This window comes from Pseudarthrobacter sp. NPDC080039 (assembly GCF_040702335.1).
Lineage (GTDB): Bacteria > Actinomycetota > Actinomycetes > Actinomycetales > Micrococcaceae > Arthrobacter > Arthrobacter enclensis_A.
The window spans coordinates 73851-91242 of record NZ_JBFBKY010000008.1 but is presented as its reverse complement, the minus strand read 5'-3'; the positions used below and the strand labels follow the sequence as shown (position 1 = coordinate 91242).

Sequence of the window (17392 nt, the reverse complement as noted above, 5' to 3'; positions counted from 1 at the left end):
GCTAGTATTCCTTCCTGGCGTCAAAGGCGCGCCATGTTTGGAAGGGAACATCCGATGTAGGGATGTCACCCCTGGTGACCGGCATGAGTTCCGGCGCGCCCCCGCTGAAGTAGTCGTAGAAGAGGGCGTCGTCAAAGCCGGCGGCCGCGGCGCCGTGGCGGTCGGCCGCGAAGTAGACGTGGCCGATCCGGGCCCAGAGGGCCGACGCCAGGCACATCGGGCACGGCTCGCAGCTCGCGTAGAGGATGGAGCCAGTGAGGTCGAAGTCCGCGGTTGCAGCAGCAGCCGCCCGGATGGCCACCACCTCTGCGTGGGCAGTGGGATCGTTGTCCCGGGTGACCCTGTTGACGCCGGCATGGACGCGCCCGTCCCGCGTCACCACCACCGCCCCGAACGGGCCACCGCCCTGGCCGACGTTTTGGGTGGCCAGGTCCACTGCGTGCGCAAGGTATTTGGCCAGGTCAGGGTGGAAATCCTGGCCGGGGTTTCGCCCCTGGCCGAGGTTCCGGGAGGGGCTGCCGCCATGGTCCGCAGAGGTCATAGCACGATCCTAGCCACCGGCGCCCCGTTGGGGGATGGAAAGGGGGACAACGAGGGGGCATTCCACCTGCCCCTACCGGCCGGTAGGGGCCTACGCTTGCGCCCGGGGGACACATTCAGCCTCTGCGGAGGCTTCCATACCAAGCCCGCAAGGGCCTCGCACCCCGGAGTACCCAATGAAGAAAAGACTCGCACTCTTAGCTTGTATCGCCGCCTCGGCCGCTGCCATAGCGTCCGCAGGCCCCGCCGCCGCCTCCGCCGGCGCACCGAATTATCAGGTTCTTGCAGACGGGCTCGTCTCCCCACTGCACGTCTCGGCAGGAACCGGAAAATCAGTCCTGGTTTCCCAGGACTTCGTCGGGAAGCTGACCCGCATCAACCGTGACGGCTCCACGGCCGACCTGGACACGCACACGGCCAAAGGCTGGGAGGTGGCGGGTTCCGATACCCGGGGCAGCACCACGTATTACCTTGAGAGCGTGGGCGCAGGCCAGGGCGACCCGGCAGCACTGCACGGCTACCTCAAGTCCATCGACTCAAAGGGCCATGTGGAGACCATCGCAAACATTGCCGCCTACGAGCGGCGCCACAACCCGGACGGTGACCAGCGTTACGGATTCGGCGACGACGTCAGCGCCCAGTGCCTCGCCAACTGGCCCAAGTTCCCGCCTCCCGCGTACAAGGGCATGGTTGATTCGCATCCCTACGCGCTGGCAGTCCGCGATGACACAGCTTATGTTGCAGATGCGGGCATGAACGCCGTCCTCAAGGTCAACCTGAAGAACGGCGACATAGACACCGTTGCCGTCCTCCCCCCGAGGCCGGCCGTCATTCCGGCGGGTTTGAAAATCCCGGTAGACATGCAGGGGAACACCATGACGGTTCCGGACTGCGTGGTGGGGCATAAGTACGCGTTTGAACCCGTGCCCACGGACATCGGGATCGGTCCCGACGGCATGCTCTACGTGACGTCGCTGCCAGGCGGCCCTGAAGGACCCGAACTGGGTGCGCGGGGAGCCGTCTTCAAGGTCAACCCGTGGAACGGTGACACCGACGTCTGGGCAGACCACATCCTCAGCCCCACCGGCCTGGCTGTGGCGGGCAACGGAGACGTGTATGTTGCCTCCCTCTTTGGCGGGCAGATCCTGAAAGTCACCTGCGAAGGTGACCGCTCGAAGTTCCTGGCCGTTAACCTGCCGGCCGACGTCGACATCAAGGGAGACAACCTCTACGCCACGATCGACGCCTTGGGCGACCCGTCCCAGCCACCTGCCGGCAAGGTCATCAAGGTGGACCTCAAGTAGCACCGGACATGCGGCCGGACGTCATGGCACGCACAGGTTAAAAGCACCAGGGGCCCGGAATTACTTCCGGGCCCCTCGTGTGGGGTGCTACTTGTTGCTGTCCTCGTCGAGATCCTCATCGTCGGCGAGGTCCTGGTCCTCTTCGTCGAAGTCGTCCTCGTCGATGTCCACGTCGGCGGATGCATCAGACTTGTAGGGATCGGCGTCGCCCGCGTGCTTGGCTTTGGCAGCCAGTGCGGCCACCTCGGCGTCGCGCTTCTTGGCCTCGCGGAGCAGCTCTTCGAGGTTTGACGCGACCACCGGAATCTGGTCAGCCACAAACTCAAGGGTGGGGGTCAGGCGCACGGTGATGTTGCGTCCAACCTCCTGCCGAAGCACACCCTTGGCCTTCTCAAGCCCCTTGGCAGCATCAGCCTGGACAGCCTGGTCGCCAAGGACGGTGTAGTAAACAGTGGCATGCTGAAGATCATTGGTCACGCGGGCATCAGTGACAGTAATGCCCTCCACCCGCGGATCCTTGATCCTCCGGCCCAGGGCCTCAGCAACAACAACCTTAATCCGCTGCGCCAACTTGGCAGCGCGTGCCGGATCAGCCATGAACAACTCCTATAAGAAGAAAAAATTAGGGACGTACGACGGCGGCACAGAGGCTGCATCGAACGTTTCAGTTATGTGCCACGCACCTAAGGCGAGTCTACGACGGGACTACCGTCGGGATTTTCCGGCGGCCTGGGAGTGGCATCGGGCCTGCCGAAGCTGGGTGGCCGACGTCGTCAGACGTAGGCCACCCAGCGAAGGGGCGGGGCCGCCGGAAAATCCCGACGGCCCCGCACCGGTAAGGCTGAGACAGCTTAGACGCGCGGCTTCTCGCGCATCTCGAAGGTCTCGATGATGTCACCTTCGATGATGTCGTTGTACGACCCAAGACCGATACCACATTCGAAGTCCGTGCGGACCTCGGTGGCGTCGTCCTTGAAGCGCTTGAGCGACTCGACCGTGAGGTTGTCACCGATGATCTTGCCGTCGCGGCTGACGCGTGCCTTGGCGTTGCGTCGGATGATGCCCGAGCGGACGATGGAGCCGGCGATGTTTCCGAACTTGGAGGAGCGGAAGACTTCGCGGACCTCGGCGGTGCCGAGCTGGACTTCTTCGTATTCCGGCTTGAGCATGCCCTTGAGCGCCATCTCGATGTCATCGATTGCCGCGTAGATGACGGAGTAGAAGCGCATGTCGACGCCTTCGCGGTCTGCCAGTTCGGCAACCCGCTCGGCGGGCTTGACGTTGAAGCCGATGATGACGGCGGAGTCGACCGTTGCCAGGTTGACGTCGTTCTGGGTGATGGCACCCACACCGCGGTGGATGACGCGCAGCTGCACGCCTTCGCCGACGTCGATCTTGAGCAGGGCGTCCTCGAGGGCTTCCACGGCACCGGACACGTCACCCTTGAGGATGAGGTTGAGGGTGTCGATCTTGCCTTCGGCGACGGCCTGGTCGAAGTCCTCCAGGCTGATGCGCTTGCGGCGCTTGGCCAGGGCGGCGTTGCGGTCGGCGGCTTCGCGCTTCTCGGCGATCTGGCGGGCGGTGCGCTCGTCAGCAGTCACGAAGAAGGTGTCACCGGCGCGCGGGACGTTGGACAGACCCAGCACCTGGACGGGGCGGGACGGGCCTGCCTCGGTCAGGGCGCTGCCGTCGTCGTCGAACATCGCACGGACGCGGCCGTGGGCCGTGCCTGCCACGATGGTGTCGCCGACACGCAGGGTGCCGGACTGTACCAGGACGGTGGCAACCGCACCGCGGCCCTTGTCAAGGTTCGCTTCGATGGCGATGCCGCGGGCGTCCTTGTTCGGGTTGGCGCGCATGTCCAGGGCGGCGTCTGCGGTGAGCAGGACGGCCTCGAGCAGCTCGTCGATGTGCAGGTTCTGGCGGGCAGAGACCTCCACGAACATGGTGTCGCCACCGTATTCCTCGGGAACCAGGCCGTACTCGGTCAGCTGGCCACGGACCTTGTCCGGGTTGGCGCCTTCCTTGTCGATCTTGTTCACGGCCACGACGATCGGCACGTTGGCCGCCTGGGCGTGGTTGAGGGCTTCAACGGTCTGGGGCATTACGCCGTCATCCGCTGCGACCACCAGGATGGCGATGTCGGTGACCTTCGCACCGCGGGCACGCATGGCGGTGAACGCCTCGTGGCCCGGGGTGTCGATGAAGGTGATCTTCCGGTCTTCGCCTTCGTGGGTGTGCGTGACCTGGTAGGCACCGATGTGCTGGGTGATGCCGCCGTGCTCGCCCGCCATGACGTCGGACTTGCGGATGGCATCGAGCAGCCGGGTCTTACCGTGGTCGACGTGGCCCATGACGGTGACTACTGGAGGACGTGCCTCGAGTTCCTCGTCGCCTTCGGCTTCGAGTTCGGCGTCAAAGTCGATGTCGAAGCTGGACAGGAGCTCGCGCTCCTCGTCCTCCGGGGAGACGACCTGGAGCTTGTAGCCCAGTTCCTCACCGAGCAGGGCGAAGGTGTCTTCATCCAGCGACTGGGTGGCGGTTGCCATTTCACCGAGGTGGAACAGCACGGTCACCAGTGCGGCGGGGTTTGCCTCGATCTTGTCGGCGAAGTCCGTGATGGACGAGCCCCGGCGAAGCCGGATAACGGTGTTGCCGTCGCCGCGGGGTACGCTCACGCCACCCAGCGACGGGGCACTCATCTGCTCAAGTTCCTGGCGCTTTGCGCGCTTGGACTTGCGCTGCTTGCCACGGCCTGCGCCGCCCTTGCCGAAGGCACCCTGGGTGCCGCCACGGCCGCGTCCGCCCTTGCCGAAGCCACCGCCGGCCGGAGCACCGCCGCCGCCACCGGGACCGCCGGTGCCGGGAGCACCACCGGGACGTCCGGGACCGCGGCCGCCACCGGGACGGCCTGCACCTGCGGGTGCGGGACGCTCGGTGCGGTTTGGCATCATGCCGGGAGTGGGACGGGGACCACCGGGACGCGGGGCGCCGGGACGGGGTCCACCTGCACCGGCTGCGGGACGGGGTCCACCCGCACCGGCCGCGGGACGCGGACCACCGGGGCGGGGTCCGCCTGCACCGGCCGCGGGACGCGGACCACCGGGACGGTCGCCGTCAGTGCGGCTGCCGCCCGGGCGGGGCATGCCCTGTGACGTGGCGAACGGGTTGTTGCCGGGACGGGGAGCGCGTTCACCGTCTCCGCCGCGGCCGCGGGGCATGCCCTGCGAGGTGGCGAAGGGGTTGTTGCCGGGACGCGGACCGCCTGGACGGGGACCGGAGGCACCGGGCGTTGACCCACCGGGACGTGCCGACGGCGCCGGGGTCTCGGCCTTGGGAGCCGGACGTGCACCGGGCTTGGCGCCGGTGGACGGAGCTGCAGGCGCGGACGCAGCGGGTGCTGCAGGCGCGGAGGCAGCGGGCGCAGCCGGGGCTGCCGCCTGTGCGGGGGCAGCGGGCGCAGCCGGAGCCGGTGCCTGCGCCTTGGCGGCCGGAGCCTTGGGCGCAGCGGGGCCGGGAGCCGGAGCTGAAGGACGTGATTCCGCTGCGGGAGCGGGTGCCTTGGGCGCGGCGGCGGGCGCTGCGGACGGTGCAGCCGACTTGGCGGCAGCGTCGGGGAAGGCGTTGCGCAGTTTCCGCACAACGGGGGCCTCAATGGTTGAAGAGGCGGAGCGAACGAATTCGCCCAGTTCCTGCAGTTTTGTCACTGCATCTTTGGAAGTTATACCGAGCTCTTTGGCGAGCTCATGTACGCGGACCTTGGCCACATTTCTCCTGTCTCGGTCCGCACCGAGCCAGGCACGAACCGTCTACTTCTTACTGCGGACCCCAGCCGCTGTTGATGCGAAGGGGCCCATTGCAGAGCGCAACAAAGTTGTCATCGTTACGCACTCATCGCTGGGAACTCATCGGGTTTCCATCAGATTTCTGACCCGCTTTCAGGTTGGACGGTTGGTGTTGCAGCCACCGGGGCGGCGTCAACTTTCGGGCCCGACGTGATCCGGTGTTCAACGGCTGCGGTCCCGGTTGCGCCGTGAAGGGCACGTCCGAATGCTCGCCGCTTGATCGCCAGAGCCAGGCACGATTCGCTGGGATGCAGCCATGCACCCCGGCCAGCCATCCGGTGTCGTTCATCCACCAGGACAGCGGTTGACCCGCTGCCTTCGGCGACGAGCCGGAGCAACTGTGACCGCGGGCCCTTCTTCCGGCATCCGATGCAGGTACGTTCGGGCTGATTCTCTGTGGAAAGCATTTCTGCCACGGTCATCGTCCTGACGTTCTTTCTGCTGGCCGCGGGTTTTACCGTCTCCGCAGTCACGGAAACGAGCACGCCCAAGGCACACGGCTACCGGCCGTTAGGCGCGGTCTTATCTATTCTAGCCCCTTTGGGCCGTTCTGCCCGAAACCGGGCGGCTGCCGCGTCGCAGCAGCCGCCCTTGTCCGGGACGCTATTTGTCGCGGGCAGCAGCGGCGTCGGAGACGATGTCGATGCGCCATCCGGTCAGCTTTGCCGCGAGGCGGGCATTCTGGCCTTCCTTGCCGATGGCCAGGGACAGTTGGTAGTCGGGAACCACAACCCGGGCCGAACGCGTGGCTTCGTCGGTGATGGTGACCGAATTCACGCGCGACGGCGACAGGGCGCTGGCTATGAACGTCGCCGGGTTCTCACTGAAGTCGACGATGTCGATCTTTTCGTCGTTCAACTCGTTCATCACAGCGCGCACCCGGGAGCCCATTTCGCCGATGCAGGCACCCTTGGCGTTGATGCCCGGAGTGTTCGCTTTTACGGCGATCTTGGTGCGGTGCCCGGCCTCACGGGCAAGGGCGACGATCTCCACTGAGTGGTCGGCGATTTCGGGGACTTCGAGTTCGAAGAGCTTCCGGACCAGGCCAGGGTGCGACCGGGACAGCGTCACGGAGGGACCCTTGGTACCGCGGTGCACGTCGATGACCAGGGCGCGCAGGCGGTTGCCGTGGATGTACTTTTCCCCGGGAACCTGCTCGGGCGGCGGCAGCAGGGCCTCGATGGAGCCGAGGTTGACCTGGATCATGTGCGGGTTGTTGCCCTGCTGGATGGTGCCGGAGACCAGTTCACCTTCGCGGCCCTTGAATTCGCCCAGGACATTGTCGTCCTCCACGTCCCGCAGGCGCTGCAGAATGATTTGGCGGGCCGTGCTGGCCGCGATCCGCCCGAACCCCTCCGGGGTGTGCTCGAATTCACCGATGGGGGCGCCGTCGTCGTCCAACTCCACTGCCCAGATGGTGACGTGCCCGCTCTTGCGGTCCAGCTCGGCCCGCGCTTTCTCGAAAGCTCCCGGCGACTTGTGGTACGCCACCAGGAGCGCCTGCTCAATGGTGGGGATCAGGAGGTCCAGCGGAATTTCACGCTCACGCTCCAAAAGTCTCAGTGCGCTCATGTCAATATCCATCAGGCCTCCTCAGAAGGTCCATTGTGTTCAGGTTCCAGACCGTCCTCCGGGAGGTGGCTGAATTCGATCTCGACTTTTCCGTTGCGGATCCTGTCGAAAGGAAGCTTTACGGGTTCACCCTGGCGGGGCTTCATGCCCTTCTTGACGGCGACCTCGGGGACCAGGGTCACTCCGCCGTCGTCAACCGACTGGATCCGACCGGTGATGTTTTCACCCTGGACAACGTTCACCTTTGCCATCCGCCCCCGGGCCCTGTGCCAGTGGCGGGGTTCGGTCAGCGGACGCCCCACGCCGGGCGATGACACTTCGAGGTCGTACGGACGGGTGTCAGCCTGGGGGTCGCTGTCGAGAACGTCGGAAAGCTCCTTCGAGATGTCCGCGATCACGTCCAGGCTCACGCCGCCGGTCTCCTCCTGGGGCAGGTCCACCACAACGTGGACCACCCGGTGGGAGCCGGCAATGTTGATGGCAACATCCTCAAGGTACAGGCGGTTGGCCTGGACAACGGGTTCCAGGAGGGCCCGGAGGCGGGCGGCCTCGGGGTTATGGGCCGACGCGGACCCGCTTCCCGCACCGGTGTGGTCTGGTGAAGCCTTAGCTTCTGCATTGCTCACGATGCCGGCCGCCTCCCTATAGATGATGTGGTGTTTACTAGCGTAGCTATTTTACCGGCCCGGCGGGGCACCCGGGTTCCCTTGCAACGTGACACCATGGTCTGTTGTGAAAGACCCCCGCCAGGACCGCCACCCGCGCGCGCGCCCGTTCCGATACGCTGTCTTGGCCCTTGCTGCCCTGGTGGTCCTGAGCCTTGGTTTCGCCCTGATTCCCGCGGAAAAGCCCGCGCCGGCAGAGCCGCCGTTCTCCGAGCGGGCCAGGGCCGCGGCCCTGGCTGAGGCACTGGCCCTGCGGGCAGCCGGAATGCAGTTGGCGTCCACCGGCGCGGCGGACCCGGCCGTCCTGGACCCGGTTGTGACCTTGCTGACCATCCAGGCCAGGGCCCTGCTGTCCCCTGCCGCCGGGTCAGCGCCTGCCACTGCCCTGGCGTGGGCATCGCCGTCGTCCACGGCCCGGCCCATAAGCGCTGCCGGGTTCGTGCAGGCCATGGCCGGCAGTGGGACCGCCCGCGTCAGGGATGCTGAAACGGCCGACGGCGGCATGGCGCGCCTTCTCGCGGGAACAGGCACCGCCCAACTCCTCGCGGCCGGACGCCTCGCCACCGCCCTCGGGGTTCCTGCGCCGCAGCCGGCCGCCAATTCGGAGATGACTTCCGCCGGACCGGCAACAACCATCCCCTGTCCGGCACCGTCCGGGCAGGCTGCGGGGCCCGCCACCGCCCCCGTAGGCAGCGGAGCGGGCTTGGCCGCAGATACGCGCCACGCCCTGGCGTCCGCGGTCAGCGCTGAGCAGCAGGCGGTCTACGGCTACCAGGCAGCGCTCCCCCGGCTCGCTCCCGCCCAGGCCGGCCCGGCGTCGGAATTCCTGGCCCGGCACAAGGAACTGTCCGCTGCGGCGGAGGAACGGCTCCGCCTCGCTTGCGGTACGTCAGTGCCACAGCAACCGGGGTATGTCCTGGATCAGGGGTTCCTGGCCGCCCCGGCGATGAACCTTGGCCGGCTGGAAGCGGCGACCGCCACCTCCTACGGCGATCTGGTGGCGGTAAGCCAGGGCCAGGACCGGGCGTGGGCGGTCTCTGCGCTCCGGGCTGCCGCGGACCGCGCAGTCCGCTGGGGTGCGGACCCGGGGCCGGTTCCGGGCCTTGCCCTGGACGTGAGCCAACTGCCTGCCCTTCCCGGGGACGCGGGAAGTCCCGGCGGTCCTGGTCAAGCCCCTACCACTGGTCCTGCCCCTTCCACTGGCGCTGGGCTTCCTGCCGGGAGTGGCCAGACGCCGCCGCCCACGGCATCCTGAGCCCCTCCGAACGCCGGGCAGCGCCCCCGCTGACTGGGCCCGCGCATGCAAAGGTGCATGCAAAGAAGGGCCTGCAGAGGGTGGCACCGGGCCGGCAGGGGTGGTTTGCTGAAGGGATGAACGCGGATGAACCGGGTGACGCCCCGAAGACCACTTCTGCCGGGCCCGGGCTGAACGGCCACCTTGAGACGGAACCGCACGGAAATGACATTGCGCACCGGTTGAATTGGTTGCGTGCAGGCGTCCTTGGCGCCAACGACGGGATCGTCTCGGTCGCCGCCATCGTGGTGGGCGTCGCCGGCGCCACCGCCGAGGTGGGTCCCATCCTCACGGCCGGCGTAGCGGGTGTGGTAGGCGGGGCGGTGTCCATGGCCCTGGGCGAATACGTCTCGGTCAGCAGCCAAAGTGACAGCCAACGGGCCCTGATCGACAAGGAACGCCGCGAACTGGCCGAAGAACCGGAAGCCGAACTGGCCGAGCTGACGGCCATCTACCAGGCCAAGGGCCTCACTCCAGAAACGGCTGCCAGGGTCGCCCGCGAACTGACCGCCCATGACGTCCTGGCCGCACACCTGTCCGCCGAACTCAACATCGATGAGGAGGACATCGTCAGCCCCTGGCACGCGGCTTTCGCTTCGGCCATCGCCTTCACCATCGGTGCCATCCTGCCGATGCTGGCCATCCTGCTTCCCCCGCCCGCGATCCGTGTCCCCCTGACCTTCGTTTCCGTCCTGGTGGCGTTGGCGCTCACGGGCGCCCTGGGAGCATGGATCGGCGGCGGCTCAAGAATGCGGGCGGCTGTGCGGGTGGTGATCGGCGGGGCCCTGGCGCTGGCCGCGACGTTCGTGATCGGCAACCTGCTCGGTGCCTCCGGCGTTGTCTGACCCTGCCGGGCCGGCACGTGCCACGCAATCAGTGCCCATTCCGCCGGCCCTTACGGCACGCTACACGCGCAGCACGGCGGGACGGGCCTGGCTGGACGGCCTCCCGTTCCTGCTGGCTGACCGCCTGGAAGAGTGGCGGCTAACGGTCGACCTGATACCGGGCTGCCTCCCTTGGAGTGGCCACGGCGGCCTCGTCGTGCCGGTGCGGCAGGGAGACGGCTCCCCCGCGGCCCTCAAAATCGCATTCCCCCACCATGAAGCACGGGCGGAGCAGCACGCGCTGGCGCTCTGGGGCGGCCATGGCGCTGTTGGGCTGCTGGCGTCGGACGAAGCATCGTGCGCGCTGCTCCTGGAACGGCTCGACGGGGACTGGTCGCTGCTGGACGTGCCGATGGATGACGCGGTCCGGGTGTGGGGCGGACTGGTACGACAACTGGGGCTGGCGCCGGACAGCCGTCCCGAATGGCAGGAGTTTGGCCACATAGCCGGCCGCGCCGAGCAATGGAGCGACGACCTGCCGGCGGACTGGGAGCACCTGGGCCGCCCGTTTCCCCGCTGGCTGCTCGAGGCCGCCCTTGAGGTGTGCCAGACGCGCGGCGCGGTGGGACGGCGCTCGGCACGCGATCTGCTGGTGCACACAGACCTGCATTACCTGAACATCCTGGCACGCCCTGGAACGGCGTCTGCCGGCGGAGCAGCCAAGCCTGCCGGATACGCCGCCATCGATCCCCAACCCTTGATCGGAGAGCCGGAGTTCGCCGTAGCCCCGCTGCTCTGGAACCGCCTGGCAGACCTGCCGGCCGTGGCTGCCGGTTCTGCCCTGCTCGAACGGTGCCACGACTTCAGTACCGCGGCCGGACTTGACCCTGAGGTGGCCAGGCAGTGGGGCGTCGCCAGGGAAGTGGAAAACGCCCTGGCGCACGCCGCGCAGGGCCACCCGGGCGACCTGGCACGGTCACTGTGGGTTGCCAGCACCCTTGCCGGCAGAACACTGGACGGGCTGCCGGATCCCCATTCATTGCCCGGGCCAGGACAGGGCGGCTAACGCCGGCGGCAGGCGGCCGTGGGAAGTATCAGGAGCCCCGCACAGCGGCCAGGGCCGACCGGACAGCCTCCACGGCCGTGGCCACGTCCTCCCCTTCGGTATGCCAATTTGCTCACCGAAGCCCGCAGGACGTCCCGGTCGTGCCACCGTGAGCCGGGCATCCACACCTTCCCTTCCCCGATGATGCGGGCCGTAACTGCCCGGGGCGGTGCGTGCTGCCAGGACCGGTTTCCGGCATGGCTTAGGAAAAGTTTTCCTGCCAGACGTCGTAGCCGAGTTTGACGATCAGGGCCGCCACCACCACCAGGAAGACTATCCGGACGAATTTGCTGCCCTGCTTCACCGCAGTGCGGGCGCCGAGGTATCCACCGGCCATGTTGGCTCCGCCGAGCAGCAGGCCGATGCCCCAGAGGATGGACCCGTGCGGCAGGAAGAACAGCAGTGCGCCCGCATTGGTGGCCATGTTCACGATCTTCGCCTTGGCGCTTGCTTCCAGGAAGGCGTACCCCATGGCGGACACCAGCGCGATGACCAGGAAGGACCCTGTTCCCGGGCCGATGAGGCCGTCATAGAAACCGATCACCGCACCAATGAGGCAGGCCACGACGTAGTGCCTGTGCCCTTCATGGCGCAGTGCCGTCAGCTCCCCGACGCTGGGCCTCAGCGCCGTGAAGAGCGCGACGGCGACCAGCGCCACCACGATGATGGGTTTGAAGACCCCAGCCGGCAGGGTGGCGGCCAGGCTGGCGCCGCCGAAACTGCCAGCCAGTGCAATCAATGCCATGGGAACGGCCGTGCGCAGGTCCGGCCCGACGCGCCGGTAGTAGGTGGCAGCGCTGGTGGAGGTCCCGAAAATGGAGCCCATCTTGTTGGTGGCCAACGCCTGGACGGGCGCGATCCCGGGAACCAGGAGCAAGGCGGGAAGCTGGATGAGGCCTCCGCCGCCCACCACCGCATCAACCCAGCCGGCTGCGAATCCAGCCACCACGATCATGATGACGGTGGTGAGCTGGATTGACTCCAAGCCGGAGATCACTGGTTGCGGACGGCGTTGACCACGTAGTCGACGGCTTTGTCCACGGCAACGTTCTCGGCTTCACCGCTGCGGCGGTCCTTGATCTCCACCACGCCGTCCGCCAGGCCCCGGCCGACGGCCAGGACGGTGGGGACACCCAACAGTTCGGCATCACCGAACTTCACGCCGGGAGAGACCTTGGGCCGGTCGTCGTAGATGACGGAGAGGCCGGCATCCTCGAGTTCTGCCGAGAGCTTTCCGGCTGCCTGGAAAATTTCATCCCCGCGGCCAACGGCCACCACGTGGACATCGGCGGGGGCCACGCTGCGCGGCCAGACCAGGCCCCGGTCATCGTGGTTGGCCTCGGCCAGCGCCGCTACGGCACGGGTGACTCCGACGCCGTAGGAACCCATGGTGACCACCACCTGCTTGCCGTTTTGGTCCAGCACCTTGAGGTCCAGCGCTTCGGCGTACTTCCGGCCCAGCTGGAAGATGTGGCCCATCTCGATTCCGCGGGCGGTCTCCAGCGGCCCGGAGCCGTCCGGCGACGGATCTCCGGCACGGACTTCGGTGCATTCGATGACACCGTCCCAGCCGAAGTCGCGGCCAGCGACCAGGCCGAACACGTGCTTGCCGGCCTCGTTGGCGCCGGTGATCCACGCCGTTCCCCGGACAACGCGCGGGTCCACCAGGTAGAGCAGCTTGGTCGCGCTCCCGGCGCCAAGCAGTGGTTCGTCAAGGGACAGCCCGGGCCCCAGGTAGCCCTTGACGATCAGGGGCTGCTTCTTGAGGTCTTCCTCGCCCGCCTGTTCAAGTCCGATCTCGCCGGCGACCGGCAGGAAGGAACCGATGTTCGCTTCGACGCGCTTGAGGTCCACGCCGCGGTCTCCGGGAACGCCGATGACCACAAGTTGGCGCTCACCGGTGGGCAGCGTCACGGCGAGGACCACGTTCTTGAGCGTGTCCGCCGCAGTCCAGGCGCCGCCGTCGGCCTCTGCCCGCGGGGCAATCTGGTTCGCGGCGGCCACCAGGGTCTCAATGGTGGGAGTGTTGGGGGTGTCCAGGACTTCAGCAGCCGGAGCGTTGCTGAAGTCGATCTCGTCCGGCACCACAGTGGTGACGGCCTCCACGTTGGCTGCATAGCCGCCGGCGGAGCGCACAAAAGTGTCCTCGCCGATCTCGGTGGGGAACAGGAATTCCTCGCTCTTGGACCCGCCCATGGCACCGGCCGTGGCTGCGACCGGCACAATTTCGAGCCCGAGGCGTTCGAAGATCTTCAGGTAGGCGGCCCGGTGGGCAGCGTAGCTGGCGTCCAGGCCGGCGTCGTCCACGTCGAAGGAGTAGGAATCCTTCATGATGAACTCGCGTCCGCGGAGGAGGCCTGCGCGGGGACGGGCTTCGTCGCGGTACTTGTTCTGGATCTGGTACAGGCTCAACGGCAGGTCTTTGTACGAGGAGTACAGGTCCTTGACCAGGAGCGTGAACATTTCCTCATGGGTGGGGGCGAGCAGGTAGTCGGCACCCTTGCGGTCCTGGAGCCGGAACAGGCCTTCACCGTATTCGGTCCAGCGGTTGGTGGCTTCGTACGGCTCCCGGGGCAGCAGTGCCGGGAAGTGGACCTCCTGGGCGCCGATGGCGGCCATTTCCTCACGGATGATTTCCTCGACCTTGCGCAGGACGCTCAGCCCGAGCGGCAGCCAGGTGTAGATTCCGGGGGCCGCCCGGCGGATGTAGCCGGCACGGACCAGGAGTTTGTGGCTGGCAACCTCGGCATCGACGGGGTCTTCGCGCAGCGTGCGCAGGAAAAGCTGGGACAGTCGTTGGACCACGGGTGATATCCGTTTCTGGGGAAGTGCTGGGTCAGCAGGGCCGGAATTCGTCTGGTACTAATCTACCGGCACAGCACCTGCCGCATTGACTGCCCGGCGGCCATTGGCGAGGAGTACTGGCAGGCCCGGGACACAGTAGAGCCACGCCCGGGAATACAAAGCCCCTGGCCCCCCAATAGGGCTGGTCATCGCATCCGGGCGTGGCTCAACGCCGTTATCGCCTGAGTACTGGTGAGACCGCCCACCCCACTTCCAGCGCAGCTAGATCGAACTTATGTGATCGTGCACACGTTTGACAAGGGTTTTTGTGTCGGGAATCTGTTGACCCGCCAAGGCCAGCGGCCCTACCTTGTAATTCATCAGGTGATGAATTAGCTGGACATCCGGTCCGGCCGCACACCTGGGGCAGCACCGGAGGCAGCCATGTCGCATTCCGCAGCATCCTTGACCATGACCCGGAGCGGTGGCGATGCGGCCATTGCGGCCGCCGCCCTCACCGTAAAGCTCGGGCGGCAGCCCGTCCTCCATGCGCTGGACTTCACGCTCCCCCCGGGGCGGATCACGGGGCTCCTGGGGCCATCGGGAAGCGGGAAGACCACACTGATGCGGGCCATCGTGGGAGCGCAGCGCATCTCCGCCGGGACCCTCACCGTCCTGGGGCTTCCCGCCGGAACGCCTTCCCTGCGGCGGAAGGTGGGTTACGTCACCCAGTCCCCCAGTGTCTACCCGGACCTCACCGTGGAAGCGAACGTGCGCTATTTCGGGGCGATGCACCGCAAAGGCAAGGCCGACGTGGCCGAGGCCATTGCGGCCGTCGGCCTTGGACCGCTGGGCCGCCGCAAGGCCGCCGATCTGTCCGGCGGCCAGCTCAACCGGGTTTCCCTGGCCTGCGCACTGGTGGCCCACCCCCGGCTGCTGGTGCTCGACGAGCCCACCGTTGGCCTGGATCCCGTCCTGCGCGCCGACCTCTGGGACCGGTTCCGGGCCATGGCGGAAGCCGGAACGACGCTCCTCGTTTCCAGCCACGTCATGGAGGAGGCGAGCCGCTGCGAAACGCTGCTGCTGCTGCGCGAAGGCCGGCTCCTGTCGCAGCTCACCCCCGCCGAACTCAGCCAACGCGGGCACAGCAGCAACCTGGAGCAGGCTTTCCTGGCCATCATCAGGGAACAGGAAGCATACGACGGCGTGAGCCCGCCGGCGCAGGCATCCACCCGGAGCCGGGATACCGGCGTGACCAAGCAGCACGGGAGCGTGCGGTGATGGACGTCCGGATGATGCTCGCCACGGCGCGCCGGGTGCTCAGCCAGCTGCGCCACGACCACCGCAGCATCGCCATGATCCTGGTGGTTCCTGCGCTGCTGCTGACGGCCGTGTACTTCCTCTACGAAAACGAGACGCTGCCGCCCGGCATGCCACGCACGTTCGACAGGGTGGGCCTCATGATGCTGGCCATCTTTCCTTTCGTGGTGATGTTCCTGGTCACTTCCATCACGATGCTGAGGGAGCGGACCTCCGGAACGCTGGAGCGGCTGCTCACCACGCCCGTACATAAGGCGGACCTGCTGTTCGGGTACGGCATAGCCTTTTCGCTGATGGCTGCGCTGCAGTCGCTGGTGGCCACGGCGATGGCTTACTGGGTCTTCGGCCTGGACATCGCGGGAGCACCTGGCTACGTGGTGCTGATAGCCGTGATCAACGCCGTCCTAGGTGTCGCGCTGGGGCTGTTCTGTTCGGCCTTCGCCAGGACAGAGTTCCAGGCCGTGCAGTTCATGCCGGTAGTGGTGGTGCCGCAGATCCTGCTCTGCGGCCTCTTCGTGGCGCGCGACCGGATGAACGACGTTCTGGAAGCCATATCGAACGTCCTCCCCCTGACCTTTTCGGTCGATGCCCTCCAGGAGATCGCTGCCCATGCGGAGGCGACCGAACGGCTGTGGCAGGACGCGGGCATCATGGCCGCCATCTCGCTGGGTGTACTGATCCTGGCCGCACTCACCCTGCGGCGGCGGACCGCGTGAAGGCGCAGGACCCGGCCGGCGGCCCGCCCCGCCCGGGAACCTCCACGCCCCGCCGGGGACGCCGGGGCGGCACGACGGGGTCCCGTGAGGACATCCTCGAGGCCGCCCGGATGCTCTTCGCCGAGCATGGCTTTGAGGGCACCAGCCTGCGCCAGGTCGCACGGGCGGCAGGAGTGGATCCCGGGATGATCCACCACTTCTTCACCGGCAAGGACGAACTCTTTGCCCTCAGCGTGGAATTGCCCGCCGACCCGGAGCAGGTCCTGGCCGGCGTCGCAGACACAGACCCCGCCACGCGTGCGGAACTGATCGTCCGCACGGTGCTCCGGCTGTGGGAGAGTCCCGCCCAGGCGGGCCTGCTGGCCTTCCTCCGCGGCACGATCGGGTCCAAAGCCAAAACCGCACTCCTGCGCGAGATGGTGGCGCGGAGGGTCATCAGCAGGATCATGGCTTCCGTTCCCGGGACGCCGGAAGAGGTGGCGCTGCGCGGAAGCCTCGTGGCAACCCAGGTGGTGGGCCTGATGATGGTCCGCTACGTGGTCCGGCTGGAGCCGCTCGCGTCCGCGGCTCCGGAGGACGTGGTGCGGCTCACAGCACCGAATGTGCAGCGGTACCTCACCGGGCCCCTGGGCCAGGAGCCTATTTGATCAATGCCGCGGCTTCGTCCATCAGTGCCCCCGCCCGCCGCACGGCGTCGGCCTCGCTTTCGCCGCCCATGGCGACTGCTGTCATCAGCACGCCATGATGGACAGCCTGGGCCTTGATCGTGGATTGTGTCTTGCCGTCGGATGACTTGGTGTCCGTCCGGTAGGCAACCGTGTCCGGAACGCTGCCGGCGCCTTCAACGGGCTTCAGCGTGACCGTGTAGTCGACGCCGGAGACGGTCATGGCCATGGTGGCGCATGTGTTCAACTGGTGTGTCTGGCCAACGATTCTGGCCAACTTTGATTCATCGAGGCCGGCGGCCAGCGTCATCATCGACATGGAACCGGTCGCGTTGTCGATGCTCTGCCCTGCCGCCAGGGGAACACCGTCAAACGCTGCCATGTTTCCGGAGTCCGCCATGGCCTGGCACTCCGCCGGGGAGACGTACATGGATCCGATCGCCGCTTTGGCCAGCTCCAGTGAACGCGAGAGTTCGGCGCTTCCCAGCACTGAGAGCCTCCGGTCCGCCGAGTCCCTCAACTGGCCCACGATGGCAGCCAGTTCGTCACCCGTGTAGGCCTTGGCCGTTGGTGTGGGCGTTGCCGTGGGGGGCGGGAAAGCCGTGGTCCGGGAGGGCGTCGGCGCTGCCGTGGAGGAGTCTGCTGCCTGCGGCGCTGCCGATCCCCCGCAGCCGGATACCGCCAAGGCTACGAGGGCAGAAGCCCCGAAAGTTCCCAGCACGGACTTCTTCATTTTCCCCCAATTTTCAGTTCGCCGC

16 protein-coding genes are annotated in these 17392 nt (G+C 67.0%); 7 read left to right on the top strand and 9 right to left on the bottom strand.

What is annotated here, in order from left to right:
- Position 1: 1 nt before the first annotated feature.
- Positions 2-541, bottom strand: coding sequence for a nucleoside deaminase (locus AB0313_RS11485; protein ID WP_307303596.1), 540 nt, complete (start codon positions 539-541; stop codon positions 2-4).
- Between the two features lie 175 nt (positions 542-716).
- Between AB0313_RS11485 and AB0313_RS11480 the strand changes: the two genes are divergently transcribed.
- Positions 717-1844: a ScyD/ScyE family protein gene (locus AB0313_RS11480; protein WP_366305602.1), complete on the top strand. Its 1128-nt coding sequence runs from the start codon at positions 717-719 to the stop codon at positions 1842-1844.
- 87 nt (positions 1845-1931) lie between these two features.
- Here AB0313_RS11480 and rbfA read toward each other — a convergent pair whose 3' ends face one another.
- The 5 genes from rbfA to rimP form a co-directional block, all read right to left on the bottom strand.
- Complete coding sequence (rbfA, locus tag AB0313_RS11475; RefSeq protein ID WP_141940759.1) at positions 1932-2441, bottom strand: 30S ribosome-binding factor RbfA; 510 nt, start codon at positions 2439-2441, stop codon at positions 1932-1934.
- Positions 2442-2695: 254 nt separating this feature from the next.
- Positions 2696-5611 carry a translation initiation factor IF-2 gene (infB, locus tag AB0313_RS11470; RefSeq protein WP_307303592.1) on the bottom strand — a complete coding sequence of 972 codons (2916 nt, stop codon included), beginning with the start codon at positions 5609-5611 and terminating at the stop codon, positions 2696-2698.
- Positions 5612-5763: 152 nt separating this feature from the next.
- On the bottom strand, positions 5764-6096 hold the full coding sequence (locus AB0313_RS11465; RefSeq protein ID WP_366305689.1) for a YlxR family protein: 333 nt from the start codon (positions 6094-6096) through the stop codon (positions 5764-5766).
- Between the two features lie 196 nt (positions 6097-6292).
- Positions 6293-7273, bottom strand: a complete 981-nt coding sequence (nusA, locus tag AB0313_RS11460; protein ID WP_141940756.1) for a transcription termination factor NusA — start codon at positions 7271-7273, stop codon at positions 6293-6295.
- Complete coding sequence (gene rimP, locus AB0313_RS11455; RefSeq protein ID WP_141940755.1) at positions 7273-7887, bottom strand: ribosome maturation factor RimP; 615 nt, start codon at positions 7885-7887, stop codon at positions 7273-7275. Before rimP ends, nusA begins: the two co-directional genes overlap by 1 nt.
- 106 nt (positions 7888-7993) lie before the next feature.
- Between rimP and AB0313_RS11450 the strand changes: the two genes are divergently transcribed.
- The 3 genes from AB0313_RS11450 (at position 7994) to AB0313_RS11440 (ending at position 11110) form a co-directional block, all read left to right on the top strand.
- Positions 7994-9181, top strand: coding sequence for a DUF4439 domain-containing protein (locus tag AB0313_RS11450; RefSeq protein ID WP_366305599.1), 1188 nt, complete (start codon positions 7994-7996; stop codon positions 9179-9181).
- Positions 9182-9297: 116 nt separating this feature from the next.
- Positions 9298-10065 carry a VIT family protein gene (locus tag AB0313_RS11445; protein WP_366305597.1) on the top strand — a complete coding sequence of 256 codons (768 nt, stop codon included), beginning with the start codon at positions 9298-9300 and terminating at the stop codon, positions 10063-10065.
- 31 nt (positions 10066-10096) lie between these two features.
- Positions 10097-11110: an aminoglycoside phosphotransferase family protein gene (locus AB0313_RS11440; RefSeq protein WP_366305595.1), complete on the top strand. Its 1014-nt coding sequence runs from the start codon at positions 10097-10099 to the stop codon at positions 11108-11110.
- Between the two features lie 241 nt (positions 11111-11351).
- Here AB0313_RS11440 and AB0313_RS11435 read toward each other — a convergent pair whose 3' ends face one another.
- A complete protein-coding gene (locus AB0313_RS11435; RefSeq protein ID WP_141940752.1) occupies positions 11352-12146 on the bottom strand; it encodes a TSUP family transporter in 795 nt (264 codons plus the stop codon).
- Positions 12143-13954, bottom strand: a complete 1812-nt coding sequence (locus AB0313_RS11430; RefSeq protein WP_366305593.1) for a proline--tRNA ligase — start codon at positions 13952-13954, stop codon at positions 12143-12145. Before AB0313_RS11430 ends, AB0313_RS11435 begins: the two co-directional genes overlap by 4 nt.
- Before the next feature lie 423 nt (positions 13955-14377).
- Between AB0313_RS11430 and AB0313_RS11425 the strand changes: the two genes are divergently transcribed.
- Genes AB0313_RS11425 through AB0313_RS11415 form a run of 3 tightly spaced genes read left to right on the top strand, consistent with a single transcriptional unit; the run spans position 14378 to position 16616 of the window.
- Positions 14378-15214, top strand: coding sequence for an ABC transporter ATP-binding protein (locus tag AB0313_RS11425; protein WP_366305591.1), 837 nt, complete (start codon positions 14378-14380; stop codon positions 15212-15214).
- 11 nt (positions 15215-15225) lie between these two features.
- Positions 15226-15969 (top strand): ABC transporter permease, encoded by a 744-nt coding sequence (locus AB0313_RS11420; protein ID WP_307303709.1) that lies wholly within the window; start codon positions 15226-15228, stop codon positions 15967-15969.
- A complete protein-coding gene (locus AB0313_RS11415) occupies positions 15966-16616 on the top strand; it encodes a TetR family transcriptional regulator (protein ID WP_366305589.1) in 651 nt (216 codons plus the stop codon). The genes AB0313_RS11420 and AB0313_RS11415 overlap by 4 nt, the downstream gene beginning before the upstream one ends.
- Here the strand turns inward: AB0313_RS11415 and AB0313_RS11410 are convergent.
- Positions 16609-17367, bottom strand: coding sequence for a hypothetical protein (locus AB0313_RS11410; RefSeq protein WP_366305587.1), 759 nt, complete (start codon positions 17365-17367; stop codon positions 16609-16611). The genes AB0313_RS11415 and AB0313_RS11410 overlap by 8 nt on opposite strands.
- Between the last annotated feature and the right edge of the window lie 25 nt (positions 17368-17392).